The organism is Desulfosediminicola flagellatus (assembly GCF_005116655.2).
Classification (GTDB): Bacteria; Desulfobacterota; Desulfobulbia; order Desulfobulbales; family Desulfocapsaceae; genus Desulfopila; species Desulfopila flagellata.
The window spans coordinates 3,495,878-3,515,541 of the sequence record NZ_CP050698.1; the positions used below are offsets into that span (position 1 = coordinate 3,495,878).

Below are 19,664 nucleotides of genomic sequence, written 5' to 3' on the forward strand. Positions count from 1 at the left end.
CTCCAAACTGGATTCAACATATGAGGATAATCCTTTGGGCAATTTTCGAACGAAAGAGCCTATCACGTTGATGATATCTTTTTGAGACGAATATTGTAAAGCCAAAAGATGATTCGTTTAAACTGTGATTATTTTTTCCATTATGCCGAAAAGTCTGTCCGACAAAAAATTAAAGGAATGAGTTAAATCGTTTTATTTGCGTAGTTGATTTGCAGCAATAAAGAGCAACACGCAGAGAACCATAGAATTAAAAGCCTGCCCGGTTCAGTTCATCATCATAGAATCTCCGCTTGTGCGAGTTCTACAGTTGTTCATTCAGCCTCTTATAATTCTCTTAAATTACTCAGGGATTTTTTTATACAATCCGAAAGGGTTTGTACATGAGGCTCACGCACAAGGGTGTTATGATTTCCGGGAACGAATGTAATTGTAACAGGATCGGAGATAACCTCCTGCCAACCTAGGGATGGGTTTGATGTTAAACGCTTGGCAAATTCCACCTCTTCGTCCGCTTTAAAAAGTTCTACACGGCCCGAATAATTCGAGGTTATCGGGCTCTGAACGATTCGACTATTTGCCCGAATAATCTTCATTACATTTCGCGCCTGCTCGTCACTGTAATAATCAGGTATGAGATCAGCCTCTTTTGCCAACTTTATTACCATTTCTACTTGTTCTTCCGGTTTATACATCCGTAATTCTTCCGCAGAGATAGGCGTGTCCTCTGCAAGAAGACTTTCCCACAAAGTTGCATCGTCACTCTGTTTCAACGAATCGGGTATAACATGTGGAGCGTAGGCATCAAGAAAAGCCAGATATTCTACTTTTTCGTCCTGTTCGCTGAGTTTAACAGCACATTCGTAGGCCACGCGAGCTCCGAAACACCAGCCAATAAGTGCGTAGGGGCCATTGGGTTGAACGGTTCTCAGAGCATCCATATATCTTTGGCTCATCGTTTCAATATCAGTGATCACATCCTGCCCGCTATCAAATCCGCTTGCCTGAATTCCATATAGGGGTTGATTTTCACCGAGCAAACGTGAAAGCTCAAGGTATCCCTGAACATTACCACCTCCGGGATGGAAGCAAAATATTGGTCGGTTCTCCCCTTTGGGTTGAATCTGGACAATATGAGTAAATGGAATATTTTTAGTTGCATTTTCATGCATATATTTTGCAATTTTCTCTATCGTCGGATGTTCAATTAACACAGCAAGTGACATCTTCACTGATAGGCGGTGTTGAATCAAAGCCAGGAGCCGAATGGCAAGCAGCGAGTGCCCTCCAAGTTCAAAAAAATCTTCTCTAATCCCTATTGAAGACGTTTCGAGAATCTCCTGCCAAATCCCAACCAGTTGCAGCTCCAAACTATTACGCGGGGCTGCGCACTCTCTTGCCCTTTCCCGATCAGCATCTGCAAGTTCACGGAGTGCTTTGCGGTCAATCTTCCCATTAGGATTGACTGGGAAGGCGCTGAGAATATGCCAGGTCGAAGGCACCATAAAATATGGGAGATATTTGCTGCAATGCTCGATGAGATCAGGTTTGGCCGGTTCCGAACCAGGAGCTTCAATAAAAGCCGCAAGAGCAGAATCATCAAGGCATGGTAAAACAATTGCCTGCTTCACTGTTGGTTCTTGTTCAAGAATATGCTCAATCTCACCGGGTTCGATCCGAAATCCCCGTATTTTTATCTGCTGATCTATCCTGCCAAAAAGTTCGATAGACCCATCCTCCAAGAATCGTCCCCTATCTCCACTCCGGTACATCCGTCCACTTCTAAAACTGGAAAAGGGATCAGGCATAAACCTTTCGCCTGAAAGTTCAACACGATTGAGGTATCCTTCAGCCACGCCCTCCCCTCCAATATACATCTCGCCAGGAACGCCAATTGGCATCATTCTTTTCTTGTCGTCAAGAATATAGACAGTGGTATTAGCCATAGGTCTGCCAATGCCTTTTACTGTATCGTCACTTGAAACTGGTGCAATTGTACTGCACACAGCCGCTTCAGTAACACCGTAGGCATTGTAAAACACCTTTGAAGATGACCACCGTGCAATCTGTTCAGGAGGACAAAAATCGCCCGCTGTAACAACATGGCTCAGAGTCGGCAATTCCGTAGGTTCCAAATACTGTAGTGCCGCAGGTGGAAGTGTAATATGGGTTATCTGGAGGGTATTAATCACTTCAGTCAACGGTGGCCCCGGCAGCATTGCCTCTGCCGTGCAAAGGCACATGCATGCACCGGAGCAGAGACTCATAGCAAGCTCAGATATCATGGCATCAAAACTCCATGACGCAAATTGTAGAACGCGGCTCCGGGGTGTAACTTCGAATGCTTCAATATGGGTGGTAGTCAGATTGCACAGACCACGATGAGAGTTAAGTGCGCCTTTTGGTGTTCCAGTAGAACCTGAGGTGTAAATCAGATAGGCGTGGTCATCAGACCCAACCACCCTCGTAAGGTTTTCTGAGCAACTTGCCTCATTTTCGTTCTCTATAGTACTCGGGTTGATGATGGTGATGCCTTTAGAATCATCCAACCAGTCTATCCGGGTCCTGTCTGTAAGAATGAGCGAAACCTGAGTATCATTCACCATGAATGCAAGACGTTCATTTGGGTAATCAGGATCAAGAGGCAGGTAGATCCCACCAGCCTTCAAGACTGCCAAAATCGCCGCTATGCCTTCAGGTGTACGATCAAAATGGATACCGACAACGTGATTCCGAATCGACCCGTTGGCCTGAAGGTGACTTGCCAGAATATTCACTCGATGATTGAGTTCATGATACGAAATCACCGTTTCTTCATGCATAAGGGCTGGTGCCTGCGGAGCCCTGCTCACTTGTCTTTCGAATAAAACTGAAAAACAGACATCATCAGGAAAAGGTTTAACTGAATTATTGAATTTTTCCATGATGCTCTGCTGCTCATCCTGTTGAAGAAGGCTCAGGTCTGCCACCTTTCTACCAGGATCTGCGACGGTCCAATCGAGAGTTCTACAAACAAGATCGGCAAACCGCTCTATGGACTGTTTTTTATACACTGCAGGACGATAGGAAATGAATCCGGTTAGATGATCATTATCCCTGGTGAGAGTGATGGTTATATCATTTCGAACTTCAGGTAGTGATCCATTGAGGTTTGTCAGGATAAGCGCAATATCGAAAATGCGGCACTTCGGTAGATCGATATCTAATCCGGCTTCTGCCAGCATTCGTTCATATGGCCACTCTTGATGTTTATATGCTTCACGCAGTACCTCAAGTTCAGATGCCAGAATTTCACTCATCAGCATCTCAGGCTTGACATGACTTATTATCGGCAGGGCATTTGGTACAGCATCACTTCCACGTGTCGGGCTTCCGACGGCGATTCGCTCAGCCTCTGTGTAGGTGTGAATAAGTAACTTTATGCAGCCACTCAGAATAGCGTAAAGCAATTGGTCATTATTGCGGGCAAGTTCAACGATTCGCTTCGACAATGCATTGTCCGGTTCAAAATGGATTTCGTTTATCTCTCCATCATAAACAGAAGGATGAGGGAAATCAGGAAGTATACCTGCAGCACAGTCAGGATCGCGAAGTTGTTTTTTCCAGTACTCCCGCTGCTGAATAAGATTGCGGTCAAAGAGTATAGTCGTTGGAGTTTGCACTGTCATTTTTCTTGCCACTCTCTATTAAAATTGAAATTCGACACATTCCTCAGCATCATCTGTGTCGTGGTGTTCTGCCCCCTCGCTTGCGAGCAAGGAAACAATTAATCTATTCTGATTTTGCAGTACCTCATTAAGAGCCTCGTTAAAGAACCGAGCAAAGTCTTGGGCAGTTTCTGGTGACATGAAAGACTGAACGCTCCTCAGGATAAGAAAGGAGTCATCACCGTTTCCCTGCCAGACAAGCTGGAGAGGAATTCTTCCAAAATAGTTCTCTTCTTTATCGTCCACGTCAGCGCTATCAGCCATAAAGAAACCTGCCTGTAGTTGGGACAACGCTTTTGTATCTGCCCAGACATGGAATGGGGAATTGAGAAAATACGTCATATACTCCGCATGGATACTACTTTCCCTGAGAGTCGTGTGTATCGCATCGAGGTGCTCCCGAAACGGGCCTTCCCAATTCACCTTAATTGAAAGAGGAAAATGCTGTTTTTTCGTACTAATAACCCCGAGAGACACCTGGAATTCACCATAGAATCTCGATAATATTGCCGTATAAAGTGCAAGAGCAAGAATCTGCTCCTCAACCTTGAGTTGCCTGGCCACCTCTCCCAGGATACTCCCTTTTATCAGTGGCACATCCTGAGATGGCTCCTCATTTGGCTTAGGCAATCCAATAGCCTTCGGGGTCAACAACTGAAGAGATTCATACACCTTCTTCCAAAACATTGTCGCTTGACGATAATGCTCTACATACCCCGGCTTAATAGGCTCTGAAGATGGCATAACGGTACTATCAAAAGAGCATACTGCCTTGAGATTTTCGATCGTGTTATTGCTCAGTGTGATTAAGGTGCTATCTATAATCTGCTCTTTTACTGCCGAGTTAAAACAGGTGAGAAATTGTTTTACCTGAGGCAGACTCATACCTTTACGCTGTAGATAAAAAATGGACCACAGCTCAAAACCGTATTGAGGAAGCCAGAGTGAATCTGAAACAGACATAAATATCTCTTCCACCCAATCCATCGCCTTCTGTGAGCTCATTGAATTGTGCGTCCAGTTAAAACCTGCTCCTTTAATTCCGTAATGCTCACGCTTCTCCCAGATCGGGGTCATAGGGTCGCAATACCATAATTGAGCACGGTAAAAATCAGGTTGAGATTCTTCAATGAGCGAAATTGTATCACGCACAGAATCGTCAGTCTCTCCTGGAAATCCGACAATCAGGCTCATGTGCGAAGCAATTCCGGCCTTTTTGAAAAGTGGTACTATTTCAGAAAAATGGTGACGGCGGACGGTTTTATTCATGCGTCGCAACATCTCGTCATTCCCTGACTCAGCACCAATAAACACCCCTTCACATCCAGCTTCTTTCATCAACTCTATAATTTCGGCATCAACATGATCACAGCGAAGAAAGGAATTCCATTTGAATTGATAACGTTTACGAATCATCATCTTCAGCATTTCCCTGAAACGTTTACGAGGAACATTGAAGGAGTCATCAAGAAAAGTAATGGTGCTGACATTTCCAAGATTGTGGATAACATCAATTTCTTTTTCAACATGCGCCAGATCAGCAGCTCTGTGACGCCCTGCTTTTTGCGGAAAACCGCAGAACGCACACGAAAACGGACAGGAAAGAGCCGTCCGGACAGAAATGTTTTCACCAAGATCCGTGCATGGAAAAGATGTGTAGTCAATAAGCGTGTCTTCGAGAAAATTCTCTTCAGGTATCAGAGAATTGATATGATAATGGCTATCCAGACGATAGGCGCAGTTTGGAATATGTTCAAAGTTACTGCCACTTTTTAGTGCTGAGAGGATTTCACTCAGGGCCTTTTCACCTTCACTCGTCATCACATAAAAATCGGCATCCAGGTATTTGAACAGGCGCTGGATTTCGCTTGGATCTGCATGGATGGTCTCTTTCAGGATATAGGGACCGCCGATGATTATTTTGACTTTCGGATCGTATTGCCGAATAAACGTGACAATCTCCAGTATCGGTTCAGGAGTTACATAGAGGGTTGTGGTAATGGCGATAGAACAAACATCTCCAGCAAGAAGTTTGCTTTTAAGCTGTTCTTTTTCCTGATGAAACAGATTTATGTAATCAAAACTGAAGCCTTGATCTTTTATAAAGCTGCCAAGATAAAGAATGGCCGGTGAGAGTAAATCCATATTGTGATACATCTCAACGGAATTAGCGGCATCTTTATTGGCGAGCAAAGTTAAGACATCAAGTGCGCGCAGATATTTTCCTTCGTGGCTTACCACCGATGTACGAACATCTCTCCAGGCAGTGCTTCTTTCGCCCATGCCCTTGATATTGGAACAAATTTCACTAGGATCTCCCTCATTAAAACCGATCAAGAGACAATCAGTCATCACCATCTCCTTTATTAAAAATCGAACTGGATATCGTCGGCTGCCAGTGCTGGCTGCCCATCAAACACATCATTCGGGGAAAGCTCAGGTTCAAGAAGCCGTACCTGAGGATTTTTTAAAACAGTGTTCAGTATGTTTTTGTAAAGCTCGACAATTCCCTGAGCTGTCATTTCCGAAAAAAGTTCTGTGCTGTATTCCAGTGCTCCATGCAATTCCCCGTTGCTCTGGGTGAGTGACACAAGAAGATCATATTTTGCCACAGTCTGTTCTCTGCCAATGGGTGTCAACTTCGTGTTCCCAAGCTTGAGAGTTGGCTCCGGCGTATTTTGTAAAACAAAGACAACCTGCACCAGGGGGTGACGGTTGAGGAGACGGTCCGGCCGTAGAACCCGAACCATTTCGTCAAAAGGCATGTCCTGATGGGTATATGCCTCAAGACATGTTCCTCTGACCTGTTTCAGAAAATCGGTAAAGGTTGGATCGCCGGAGAGATCAACCCGGATAGGCAACATGTTGACAAAAAAACCGATAATCGATTCAAACCGTTTTTGGTTACGATTAGCAATGGGGGTCCCGATAAGAAACTGATCCTGTCCTGTATACCGAAAAATGAGCCAGGAAAATGCGGACAGCATTGTCATGAAAAATGTGCTTGCCTGGGTACGTGAAAGAGCGTGTAGATCACCGCACAGCTCCTTGTCTAATTGGAATGATATAATATTTCCGGCATTTCGTGTTACCGCAGGCGGGATGAAATCAGTAGGGAATTCGAGTTGATGCGGAGTGTTCTTGAGTTGATTCATCCAATAGTTTCGCATAACTGTGCCACCGCGACCAGCCAGAAGCCGCCGTTGCCATAACGAAAAATCATGGTACTGATATTCCAGTGCTTTACTCTGAGGAATATCCCCTGAGAGTAGAGAATTATACAGAGTTGAGAGCTCTCTTGAGAATACTCCGATTGACCAGCCATCGCAGATGATATGATGAAAGGTTATAAGAATGACGTGACAATTCTGCTCAACTTCGATAATTCCCGCCCTGATGAGAGGACCTCGCTCTAAATCAAAAGGGGTGTTTGCTTCCCTTAGAATAATTCGCTCAATAGAGGATAGCTCTTTAGCATCAGGGGAGCTGGCTTCCTGCTCATGCCTGACTAGGGCAAAATCAATTTCGTCGAGAACCTTTTTCTGAGGAGTACCCGTTTCGTCTTTAGTAAAAGTCGTCCTGAGAGTCTCGTGCCTTTTGATGATAATAGATATTGCCTCCTGCAATATCTCGACGTCCAACTCCCCTTCACACCTTAACGCAACAGGCATATTATAGACGGCAATCCCCTTAAGTGATTGTTCAATCAACCATAGCCTTTCCTGAGCATAAGAAAGTACCGACTGTTCATTGTCCGTCTGAAAGTTAGAACCCAGATCCTCTTCTTCCTGGACTTCATTTGAATCGATACGATCTGCAAGCTCTGTAACAGTAGGACAATCAAAAATATCACGGATCGGCAAAGTGAGTGAGAACAACGCATTGATCTCAGAAATGAGTTGTGTTGCCAGAAGCGAATGTCCTCCAATATCAAAGAAGTTATCTTGTGGGTGAACTGTTGGCAGCTCAAGAACTCGTGCCCATATTTCACACAGTATCTGCTCAGTTGGCCTTGAGGCCTGGCTCTCGAGTACAGCAGTATTGGCGGAACGGTCTATAGCAAGAAGTTTCTGACGATCAATTTTGCCGTTTGCTGTCAATGGCATTTTCTCAATCGGCACCAGATACCGTGGAACCATATACGATGGCAGCTTTTCAGCGAGTTTCAGCCGCAAATCGGCCATATCGCTTTCAGCAATACCTACAACATAGGCGGCAAGTTCAGGTTGGGCGTCATCTTGATCATCGACTATCACAGCACACTCTCTCACCGCAGAAAAACAATCCAGCACACTTTCAATCTCCTGAAGTTCCACCCGGAACCCCCGGATCTTAACCTGGTGGTCAACACGTCCAAGACACTCAATGCTCCCGTCTGGCAGGTATCTGGCAAGATCACCACTTCGGTACATACGCGCATCAGGAACAGCACTGAACGGATCTGAAATAAATCGCTCAATGGTCAACTCTTGCCTGTTTAAATAGCCTCTGGCGCACACCTGCCCACCAATAAACAACTCTCCCGGAACCCCTACAGGAGCCGGCTCCATGTTGTTCTCCAGTATATAAATTGCACAGTTATCAATAGGCCTGCCAATAGATGGAAGTATCGGCCAGGTGCTGACGTCAATTGGCAGAGTCAGAGATGTTACAACATGGCTCTCAGTGGGCCCATATTGATTATGTAACCGACATTCAGGCAGCTCGTTAAAAAAGGTTCTTACCGGGTCAGTAATTCGTAATTGTTCGCCTGCGGTGATCAGATTCCGAAGAAAAGATGGATATTGTCGCTTCTTAACCGCAGTTATTGCCAGTTGTTGTAGTGCAACGAAAGGCATGAATAATCTTTCAATCTTTGAGCTAACCAAAAGATCAAGCAACGCTTCACTGTCTCTTCGAACATTCTCATCAATCAGGACAAGATTTCCCCCGGAACAGAGAGTACAAAATATTTCCTGAAAAGAGACATCAAAGCAAAGAGGGGAAAACTGGAGTGTGATGGCCTTGTCACCAAACCCCTCTTCGGCAAGTTGCCACCTGATCAGATTGGTGAGTGACCGATGAGGCATGGCCACCCCTTTAGGTTTTCCGGTAGAACCTGAGGTATAAAGGACATAAGCAAGATCATCAAGATCATCAAGATTCTGAGTAAGCGGAGGAGGATCTTCCGCCGGTGCAGTATACGAAATGGTATCAATTAAAAATGCTTCCGAGATCTTTTCATCAATAACAGTTTTGAATTGTTGATGTTTGTCGATAATCTCTGATGAGGTGATGAGAATCCTTGCTCCACTATCAACAAAAATAGTCCTGCTGCGCTCTAAAGGATTTGACAGGTCAACAGGAAGACAAGCACCGCCTGCCTTCAGAATGCCGACAACTGCAGCTACCATATCCACAGAGCGATCAAGGGCGACAGCCACCACAACATCAGGGCCAACGCCTTTTGTTCGCAGCATTTTTGCTATCTGATTTGCAGCACCATTGAGCTGTCGATAGCTTATCGACTGACCAGACCATGATAGAGCAATTCGTGACTCATTCTTTTGGCATTGCTCTTCAAAGAGTGCGATGACATTAGTATCACGCTCTTCTCCCTGTCGTACCTCGCCTCGACCACAGGTCAGTCCAGTCTTTTCCTGAGGTGACAGTAGTGGAATGTCTGATAATAACTTGCCGGGAGAACACACCATCCCCTCAAGAACACGTAAATAATATCTACCTAGCCGTTGAATGGTTTCCTCATCGAATAGTTCTGTGCGGTATTCAAATGAGACCTCCAACCCATCATTTTTTTCACCAAGAAAGAAGCCCAGATCAAAATGCGTGCTGTTGCGCTCTATGGCAATCGGTGTGAAATGACAATCCCCAAAGGCAGATCCAGGCATAGGTGAATTCTGGAATGCAAACATCACCTGGAAGAGCGGGGAATGGTCAAGATTTCTATCATCGACACACGCATTAACAACCTGCTCAAACGGAGCATCCTCATGAGAAAATGCATCGATAACTACTGAACGAACGTGCTGAATAAGCGACTCGACACTTGAGTCATCAAAAAAATGAATGCGCAAAGCGAGAGTATTAACAAACAGACCGATTAGAGGTTCAAATTCCAGCATCTTTCGGTTCGCCACCGGCGTGCCGACAATGATATCATTCTGTCTGCAGTATCTATTGAGCAGAGCGGAAAATCCCGCTAATGTGATCATAAACAGGGACGATTGAGTTCGAGTTGCAAGCGTCTTGAGACCGGCTGTCAGTTGAGAAGAAATGAAAAAACTCCCAGTCGCGCCACAGGCGGTTCCAGAGCCCGTCCGTGGCCTGTCGGTTGGCAGAGCTAAAAGGGGAGCTGCGCCTTTAAGAGAATTTCTCCAATACTTAATATCGAATTCGAATGCCCCATTTCGGGCAAGACTATGCTGCCAGGCGGCATAGTCGGCATATTGTATAGCCAACGGTGCCAATGTCTGGTCGACCGTGTTCGTAAGTTGATTATAGAATTGGGTAAGATCGCCGAAAAACACACCTAACGACCATCCATCAGTGATAATGTGATGCATAACGACCAGTAACACAAACCGTTCATCCTCTAGCCTTATCAGCCGGACGCGATGCAGAGGACCGCTTGCAAGATCGAAAGGTGCGTTTGTATTCTTCTCAATCAAGGCATCTTTCTCGATATTCCGCCTTTTGCTATCCAATGATCGGAGATCGCTATAGCCATAATCCAACACTGATTTGGTTGTTATTGATTGAAATGGTTTACCCTGAAAGTCTCCGAATGTTGTCCTCAGCATTTCATGACGATCAACAACCATCCTCAAAGCCTGTTCAATATGCTGCCAGGACAGTCCTCCCTCAATATACCCTGCACTAGCAACCGTATACGCGTTGAGTGTTTCATCAAGCTGTTCAATAAACCACATTCGCTCCTGCGCGAGTGAAAGCGGCATACGATCATGACGGTTAACCGATATAAGGGGATAGCTCTTGGCTTGAACCTCTACATTACCGGCCTGACCTCTTTGCCTGATTTTCTTCATAAGCAAATCACGCTGGGCCGGACTAAGAGACTCTAATCGATCCTGGATATTTGACATAAATTTCAACAAGGTTGTAGCAGTACGTATCTGGTTATAATACTCTTCTATTAAATTTTTCTATTGAACTGTAATTCTTGGATTTGTGAGAATCCCTCCGAGAGGATTTCTAATGTAGTTCTAATATTCCAACACGATCACCAGCTCTTCTTGTCACTGAAAGTGAAATAGAAAAGCATCAGCATTTCCAGGTGCTCAGATATGCTCAAACGAGTTTTCATCCTAAATCGACCCTTCTGGCCAATATTAGCGTGACGGCCAAGATTTTTATCCTCAGAATATCTGCTATATACCTGAGGTAAAAATCTGAGGTGCGCCTCGTTCTTGAACAGAATGCTGCGTTTTAGAATCAAAACTGACTATAAAGGGAGATAACTGGCTAAAACTAAATCGTATGTTTTATGTCAGCAAACAACGTCCCCAAAGACTTTAAAGAAAAGTAGATCGAAAACACCATGTCAATTTAACAGTACCCAATACTGGTTCTATCACACTCTTTCGTCACGTGTAAAACTAAGTTTTCCTCTATAATTGGGGGCTAGGGCGTATCCGACTAACGAAAACTCCAACCTGATGGCAACGAACGGCAAGGATCCACTTGCAGGCTAGGCACATATGCCATATTGATGAGTATTTTGAAGACGTGTCTGTACATTGTGACGAGATTGCGTATGCTCTAAATGAATATACTTTCTGTTCATCAAATAGTATAAAATTTGCCAGAAGAGCACTTCGGTAATGAGAATGGAATCAACGTTGATGGCAAGACTCCCGGTCTCCCTTTGACTAATCAACGGAGACCCCTGAACAAATCACCTACAGAACCATCGTGAAAAGATGCCCTGCCCGGAACCTATGTCGCTGCACTAACGCGCCATGCTTGATTTGTAGTCCACCAGTCGACACCCTTTGCAAAGATTTCCCCTGCTGTCGCCGCGTGGATTATAGCAGAATCGAGTACCGGGAAGTCGCATGATTGCTCATCAAAAATGAGAGAAAGTTCTGTACATCCCAAAATAATTGCATCAGCTCCACGATGAATCAAATCGTTAGCCATTGCATGAACTATGTGCGCTCGGTGTTTGCGATTAAAGCATAAATCCGAGTAAATAATGTCTGTTAATTTAGCCATATCTTCATCTGATGGATAAACAGTTGAGACATCATACTTTTTGAATGTTTCATCATATATTCTATGATCTTGAGTAAATGATGTACCTAGGATTCCAGCTTTTTTGTAGCCGCACGAAATAAACTTCTGAGTCACTGGATCAGCAATATGAACAAAAGGCACTTCGCTTGCCTTCGAGATCGGGCCGGAAACAATGTGAGCACTATTGCACGCCATCAATGTAAAATCCGCTCCAGCAGAAACCAGCAACTGATTTTTTTTACGCAGATATCTTGCAAGGGAATCAAAATCACCTTGGTGCAACCACTTCGCGGTTTGTGCACTATTGACACTGTATAGCAGAATTTCTGCATTCTTTGATTTGTTTGTGGCGTCTTCAGCAACCGAGTTGATTATATCATAATAGACAACAGTTGAATGCCAACTCATACCACCAATTAAGCCGATTATGGGATGTATCATGATGATTGTAGGAGCAAATGTTCTGTTGACCAGCATCACACAATTAACCAGAAGGCTTGACCGAAGTTTATTGTATTATATTTCTATATGAGCAAAGGGGTCGATTCCTACCGATTAATCAGCTAAAGACCTTCCACATGAGAGATTACGTCTCATTTGATCATAAATTTACTCATAAACAAAGGTATTCTACACGCATCTCACTGCTATAACCAGTTACCACCCACCTCTTTTACACGTAACTACGAATACTTGACAACATCACAACTTCTTGCACCATATTACACTCGTTGAACTATGCGAATTGGTTTCCCACTGTATTCGAGTAATAAGCAACCGCCCCCTAAGACAGTATTGTCCCAAGAGGAAAAACTGTTACAGAGCAGAATCTCTTTTTTCTTCGGCGACTATCAGGCAGGTACACTTCTCAATAAATGCTGGATACGTGAATTGAAGGGAGGATCGCCTCATTAGAAAATCATTCTTCCCATGCATCGAGGACAAGCTTACGTTTTTCATTTCCAACAACTTGAAGATAGATTTCTGTTGTTTTGGTGCTACTGTGACCCATAAGTTGAGCTAAAATATGTATAGGCAAGGGCTTAGTACCCGATAACATGGCGATACCGAAACCGTGCCTCAAGCCCTTTCCTGTAGCCTGTTTTCCTTTAACCTTCGCTCGATCCATAACTCGTTTTACTAAGCGATAAGCCGTTGGTCGACTCATAGACCAGAAAGGTTTATTCAAACCTTCGTTTCTCCGGTGTAGTCGCCGTATGTCAAAAACATAATCAAAGCTATCAATCAGAATTTTAGGGACCGGCACAGTCCTAAATTCAGGCTGCTTCTCCCTGCCCCTTCCGTCCTTTTTCCTCTTTTTCAAAGAACGAAAAACAATGTCTTTACTATCAATCAATATCCTACTGGGTGAAAGCTCAAGAGCTTCTGAAGGTCGGCAGCCAGTGTAATGGAGAACATGGCAAAAAATCCGATTTTCACGATCCTCTTCTTCCGCAGCGGCTAGATAATTTTTTCGCTCCTGAGCGGTCAGGTACAATCTTTCCCCTTTAGGAGAGAAAAGACTCATTTCTGGTGATTTTTCAATTTTCATAGGACCTGAATCAAAAGTAATTAGTTTTGATTCAAAATAGCCCAAAAAGAAGATCGAAGCAAGTTTGAATCACACCAACAAATGAAGCACAGTTAACATCGCTATTATAGACAGTTATCTCCGGTCAGCTTGGTTCAGTTGTGAAAACTTGATTTTCGGTCTTGTGGATGTATTTGCAACACTATGGGCTATACGGTATCACTCCATTTCTGCCTTCAGTTTTGCAATAATCTCCCGCACGATTTCAGCATGAGAGGATTGAGTCTCTTCGAAAATTTCAAAAGCTTTTTCAAGGACGTCAATCGCCTTTTCCCTGCGGTTAAGAGCAATGAGAATTAAACCCTTATTGTACCAAAAACCGGCAATATCCGGTTGGATCTTCAGGGCCTGGTCAGAGGCGGCAATGGCATCTTCATGCCAGCCAAGAGCTGCAAGAGAGCAGCCCTTGTTGCTCAAGGCTGCTGCAAAATCCGGTTGAATTTGTAGGGCCTCGTCGTAGGCGGCAATGGCATCTTCCTTGCGTCCAAGATTAGCGAGAGCGAAACCCTTGTTGTTCCAGGTCTCTGCAAAATCCGGATGAATCCCCAGGGCCTTATCATAGGCGACAATGGCATCTTCGTGCCGGCCAAGAGCAACGAGAGTGGTTCCCTTGCCGTTCCAGGTGACTGCAGAATCCGGTTGAATCTTCAGGGCCTCGTCGTAGGCGGCAATGGCATCTTCGTGCCGTCCAAGATTAGCGAGAGCGTTTCCCTTGTTGTTCCAAGTCTCTGCAAAATCCGGTTGAATTTCTAGGGCCTCGTCGTAGGCGGCAATGGCATCTTCATGCCGGCCAAGAGCAACCAGAGCGTTTCCCTTGCTGTACAGTGCTGCTGCAAAATCCGATTGAATCTCCAGGGCCTCGTCGTAGGCGGCAATGGCATCTTCGTGCCGGCCAAGAGCAACCAGAGAGTTACCTCTGTCGTACCAGGCGACTGCAAAGTCCGGTTGAACCTCCAAGGCCTTATCATAGGCGACTATAGCCTCTTCGTGCTGGCCAAGAGCATCGAGAGCGACCCCCTTGTTGGTCCAGGCATCTGCAAAATCCGGTTGTATCTCTAAGGCCTGGCCCAAGGCGACTAAGGCATCTTCGTGCCTGCCAAGAACATTGAGAGAGCTACCTTTATCGTACCAGGCGACTGCATAATCAGGTTGTATCTCCAGGGCCTTATCATAGGCGACAACGGCATCTTCGTGCCGGCCAAGAGTAACGAGAGCGAAACCCTTGTCGTACCAGGCGACTGAAAAATCCGGTTGTATCTCCAGGGTTTTGTCATATGCGGCTATAGCCTCTTCATGGCGGCCAAGAATTGAGAGAGCTGTACCCTTGTTGAACCAGGCCTCTGCATGTTCCGGTTGTATCCCCAGAGCCTTGTCATATGCGGCTATAGCCTCTTCATGGCGGCCAAGAGCTGAGAGAGCGGCCCCCTTGTTGTTCCAGGCATTTGTCGTATCAGGATTTGTCTCCAAAGCCTTATCATATGCCTCGATAGCCTCATCGTTTTTGCCAAGAGCTGAGAGAGCAACACCCTTGTTGTACCAGGCATTTGCATCCTCCGGTTTGAGAAGGGTAATTGAAGTCAAAACATCTGACGCTTTCTGATAATCTTCAACATAGTAGGCCGTTTCAGCTTTGCCAAAAAGGCTGGCAATGATTTTTTCATTTTCTGTTCGTGTGTCTTCAGCATGTTTTTCAGCTAAAGACATGCCACCAAGATTTACTGCCAAATGGTCTAACTCCGCTTCAAAGTCATTGAACAAGTTATATTGCTGATATGGAGATAAACGGTTATCACCCCGACCACAGTCCTCTAACCGGATAGGCACAATGGTAAATAAATCCTCTGACTGTACCCTGGCAATTTCATAGGCCTGTTGCAATTCCTCGTCTTGAAATCCTGGTTCATCTCCGGTCTTTTTCAATGCCGCTTCACTAATGCAGATGACGAAGAATCGACATTTCGGGATCGCTTTTTCAATCTTCCTCTTCCAGAATCCCGGCCCCAGGTCCTCTTTATCAAACCAAACATCAAGATTACGCTCTATTAATCCTGTATAGATCCTGCGCACCATATCAAGGTTCTCATGGGCGTAGCTGAGAAATACACGTGTTTTGTCTTTTCTGGACATGATGCCTCACAATAGGTGTGAAATTATTTGAAACGAAAGAAATACAGCTAGTTATAGCTTTTGATTAGCAGGATAGTGAGCGAGAGTCAAATTAAGACGTGAGAGCAAAAGAATTTATTGAGATTTTGCCCTAGTACCTGTGACAAACTGTCGCGGTGAATCCGGTTGGGTTATTCAGTTCCGGCCATCAAGTCAGCTCGTCGTTCACGAACAAGATCCGCAAGAGGTGATTTGATTTCCTCAAAAATGGTCAGAGCCTTATCATATGCTGCTATCGCCTCCTCCTTTCGGCCAAGAACAGAGAGAGCGATACCCTTGTTGTACCAGGCAATTTCATGGTCAGGCTTTATCTCCAATGCCTTGTTAAATGCCGCTATAGCCTCTTCCTGTCGGTCAAGAGCAGAGAGAGCGTTACCCTTGTTGTACCAAGCGTTTGCATAATCAGGCGCTATCTTCAAAGACTTGTCATATGCCGCTATAGCCTCTTCCTTTCGGCCAAGAGCAGAGAGAGCGTTACCCTTGTTGTTCCAGGGGACTGCTGAAACAGGATTTATCTCCAGAGACTTGTCATATGCCGCTATAGCCTCCTCCTGTCGGCCAAGAGCAGAGAGAGCGATACCCTTGTTGTACCAAGCAATTTCATAATCAGGCTTTATCTCCAATGCCTTGTCAAATGCCGCTATAGCCTCCTCCTGTCGGTCAAGAGCAGAGAGAACGTTACCTTTATAGCTCCAGATGTCTGCAAAATCAGGATTTATTTCCAAAGACTTGTCAAATGCCGTCATAGCCTCCTCCTGTCGGCCAAGAGCAGAGAGAGCGCTACCCTTGTTGTACCAAGCGTCTGCATAATCAGGCTTTATCTCCAATGCCTTGTCAAATGCCGCTATAGCCTCCTCCTCTCGGTCAAGAGCAGAGAGAGCGTTACCCTTGTTGTACCAGGCGTTTGCATAATCAGGCGCTATCTTCAAAGACTTGTCATATGCCGCTATAGCCTCTTCCTTTCGGCCAAGAGCAGAGAGAGCGTTACCCTTGTTGTTCCAGGGGACTGCTGAAACCAGATTTATCTCCAGAGACTTGTCATATGCCGCTATAGCCTCCTCCTGTCGGCCAAGAGTAGAGAGAGTGCAACCCTTGTCGTTCCAAGCGTCTGCATAATCAGGCTTGAGTAAGGTTATTGAAATATAAACGTCTAACGATTTACTAAAATCTCCAGCATAATTGAGTGCTGCAGCATTGCTCACCAGGCTTTCAATAATCTTTTCATCATCAGTACGAGTATCCTCAGCAAGCTTGTCAGCTAAAGATACCCCACCGAGATTTAAAGCCAAATGATCTAATTCCGCTTCAAAATCATTAAACAGGTTGTACTGCTGATAGGACGAAAGCCGGTGGTCTCCCCGGTCGCAATCCTCCAACCGGATAGGCACTATAGTAAAGGCCTCCGTTGGCTGTACCCTGGCAATCTCATAGGCCTGTTGTAATTCCTCGTCCTGAAACCCCGGCTCATCACCGGTCTTTTTCAGAGCCGCCTCACTAATGCAGATAACGAAATAGCGGGTTTTGGAGATCGCCTTTTCAATCTTTCTTTTCCAGGGTCCCGGCCTCAGTTCCTCTTTATCAAACCAGACATCGAGGTTACGCTCTTTGAGTCCAGTGTAGATCTGCCAGACCATGTCAAGATCCTCATGGGCGTAGCTGAGAAATATTCGTGTTTTTCCTGCGTTCAACATAACGCCTCTCAATGTAACGTACTCATTTGATATGGAAGAACAACAGCGAGTTATATTATTGGATTACCAGCATTCTCGAAAGGTGTCAAATTCCAACCTAGTGAATGATAGAAAGAGCGGGAGCCAGGCACCCGCCACGATCATTGATGGAGCTCTGCAGGGGAAAACCTAGTTGGTTAGGTTGTCGCCCTGGGGCCGGTGAAGATCTGCGGTCTCTCCGGATTTAGATTTTTGATTGCATTTTGCCAGGTCCTGGTTTGTCGCCGGCAATGAAAATGATAGCAAAAAGTGTTCGGTGTCGATCGGTGCCGTGCGGATCTGCGGCGGGTCCCTTGGGAAGTGATGGCAAAAAGGTGAATCAGATGATCCCAGCTGGGCTATATGGTTTCAAACAACGACCAGTTGTCCTCAAATCCAATCAAATCTTTTGTAAACAGGGCACAATGTAAGGTATGAGGATTGCGTGGCCTGATTCCTCCATGTTTGGATAGCATTGCTCGGTAGCTTTTAATGAACACATCTTGTATCTGAAGAGCAGTAACAATAAAGAATCTTGCAGTCGAAATATCCTGATCTTTAAGCTTCACCATTATCCAAATAATATTGGGATGGGCTAGCTCTACCGGCTTACCAATGGTCTGCTCGGTTCTGTCGCAAACTTGATTCATCCGTTGGCTGCTTTGCCGGCTTCTGCTATGCTATTTTCATTTCCATGGGGGTAGCTCAATGGCAAGCGAGGAAAGGTTTCACGGTGGCCATTTTCCCAAACACATCGTTCTTCAAGCTGTTTTCTGGTACCTGCGGTATAGCCTGAGCTATCGTGACATTGAAGAACTAATGGAAGAAAGAGGCGTTGAGGTCGATCACGCAACGGTTCAACGCTGGGTTGTAAAATATACTCCAATCCTGGAAGCAGAGTTCAGAAAAAGGAAGAAGACTGTCGGTACCAGCTGGCGAATGGATGAGACCTACATCAAGGTCAAAGGTCAGTGGCAGTATTTGTATAGGGCCGTTGATAAAGAAGGCAACACCATCGACTTCTTGCTGACTAAAAAGCGGGATAAAAAAGCAGCCAAACGATTCGTGATCAAAGCCATTAACCATAATGGTTTTCCCGAGAAGATCACCATTGATGGCAGCGCTGCAAATAAGGCTGCAATCGAAGAATTCAACAGTGATAACGATACGGCTATTGAAATTCGCCAAGTGAAGTATCTCAACAACATTGTTGAGCAGGATCATCGAAGCATAAAGCGAATAACCAATTCTATGCTCGGCTTTAAATCATTTCACTCTGCCAGCATCACATTGAATGGCATTGAGCTAGTTCATATGTTACGGAAAAGGCAACTACAATCACAGGATAATTCCGTCAAAAAATTAGCAGATATTTTCTACTCTTTGGCGGCATAATTGAGTTGAGAAAAGAGGGGAGATCATGATTTGTGGCAAGTTTGCGACAGAACCAAAAGGTCTACCTTATGGCACGGCATCCCCTGCCAGTGTTACCGCAATCGATTAATAATCAATCCCAGGTTGTGGTTCGATGTCCCGTCGATAGGCATGCTTAATCTCACGCACTTCGCTTACAGTATCGGCTATCTCGACTATTTCGGGGTGCGCTCCTCTTCCGGTCATGATGAGGTGTAATTCAGGTGGGCGGTTTTTCAGAATCCCAAGGACCTGATCAAGATCAACGAGTTTTAAATCCAGGGCGTTGTTAATTTCATCAAGGATGAGGGTTTGGAACTGGCCTGAGTCCATTTTTTCATGCACCAGCTCAATGGCATCCTGGGCGTTTTGGCGATGCTCTTCAAAAGGGTAAGGGTTTCCTTGAATACCACAGAATCCTTTACCTGTTGATGTTAGTTCAACCAGACCATCAAGCAGTTTTACGCCATCCCATTCGCCTGAATAGATGTCACCTTTCATAAACTGGATTATGCAGACCTTCATACCATGCCCTGCAGAACGCAGTGCCATTCCCATTGCGCTAGTGGTTTTACCTTTACCGTTACCAGTTATAACTACAACAACTCCTTGTCTTTTCTCCGGCTCCAGCTTCGTGATTTCCATTTATCGCTCTCTTTGGGAGGACGTTATTAATGAATCTCAACTATCTCGTTATCAACAGAAACTCCCCTCTCGATATCTTCGTTGATCGGGAGTCTATGCTTACCTGCTCAAACTCAGCGTTAGATGACATATTTTAACCTCGCCTAAGCGAAGAACACGACTTCGAAATATCATATATAT

10 protein-coding genes are annotated in these 19,664 nt (G+C 45.1%); 1 reads left to right on the forward strand and 9 read right to left on the reverse strand.

The genetic code is table 11. The features are described 5' to 3' along the window. Nucleotides 1–323: 323 nt before the first annotated feature. The 8 genes from FCL46_RS14450 to FCL46_RS14490 all read right to left on the reverse strand — a co-directional run bounded on the left by FCL46_RS14450 (nt 324) and on the right by FCL46_RS14490 (nt 18,076). Entirely contained in the window at nt 324–3,665 is a 3,342-nt protein-coding gene (locus FCL46_RS14450; RefSeq protein ID WP_136807518.1) for a non-ribosomal peptide synthetase, read from the reverse strand. 18 nt (nt 3,666–3,683) lie between these two features. Continuing rightward, entirely contained in the window at nt 3,684–6,056 is a 2,373-nt protein-coding gene (locus FCL46_RS14455) for a PhpK family radical SAM P-methyltransferase (protein WP_167505875.1), read from the reverse strand. 14 nt (nt 6,057–6,070) lie between these two features. After that, the gene (locus FCL46_RS14460; RefSeq protein WP_136807514.1) at nt 6,071–10,807 is read right to left on the reverse strand and encodes a non-ribosomal peptide synthetase; all 4,737 of its coding nucleotides are present in this window, start codon (nt 10,805–10,807) and stop codon (nt 6,071–6,073) included. Between the two features lie 853 nt (nt 10,808–11,660). Beyond that, nucleotides 11,661–12,437 carry an aspartate/glutamate racemase family protein gene (locus tag FCL46_RS14465; protein WP_136807512.1) on the reverse strand — a complete coding sequence of 259 codons (777 nt, stop codon included), beginning with the start codon at nt 12,435–12,437 and terminating at the stop codon, nt 11,661–11,663. Between the two features lie 442 nt (nt 12,438–12,879). Further along, nucleotides 12,880–13,512, reverse strand: a complete 633-nt coding sequence (locus FCL46_RS14470) for a tyrosine-type recombinase/integrase (protein WP_136807510.1) — start codon at nt 13,510–13,512, stop codon at nt 12,880–12,882. A gap of 198 nt (nt 13,513–13,710) precedes the next feature. After that, entirely contained in the window at nt 13,711–15,678 is a 1,968-nt protein-coding gene (locus FCL46_RS14475; protein ID WP_136807508.1) for a tetratricopeptide repeat protein, read from the reverse strand. A 170-nt stretch (nt 15,679–15,848) separates the two neighbouring features. Then, a complete protein-coding gene (locus FCL46_RS14480; RefSeq protein ID WP_136807507.1) occupies nt 15,849–17,408 on the reverse strand; it encodes a toll/interleukin-1 receptor domain-containing protein in 1,560 nt (519 codons plus the stop codon). A gap of 377 nt (nt 17,409–17,785) precedes the next feature. Further along, the gene (locus FCL46_RS14490) at nt 17,786–18,076 is read right to left on the reverse strand and encodes a hypothetical protein (RefSeq protein ID WP_136807505.1); all 291 of its coding nucleotides are present in this window, start codon (nt 18,074–18,076) and stop codon (nt 17,786–17,788) included. Nucleotides 18,077–18,134: 58 nt separating this feature from the next. Between FCL46_RS14490 and FCL46_RS14495 the strand changes: the two genes are divergently transcribed. After that, nucleotides 18,135–18,821 (forward strand): IS6 family transposase, encoded by a 687-nt coding sequence (locus FCL46_RS14495; RefSeq protein WP_136807503.1) that lies wholly within the window; start codon nt 18,135–18,137, stop codon nt 18,819–18,821. Between the two features lie 105 nt (nt 18,822–18,926). Here FCL46_RS14495 and FCL46_RS14500 read toward each other — a convergent pair whose 3' ends face one another. Then, complete coding sequence (locus FCL46_RS14500) at nt 18,927–19,484, reverse strand: cob(I)yrinic acid a,c-diamide adenosyltransferase (RefSeq protein WP_136807501.1); 558 nt, start codon at nt 19,482–19,484, stop codon at nt 18,927–18,929. Nucleotides 19,485–19,664 lie beyond the last annotated feature (180 nt).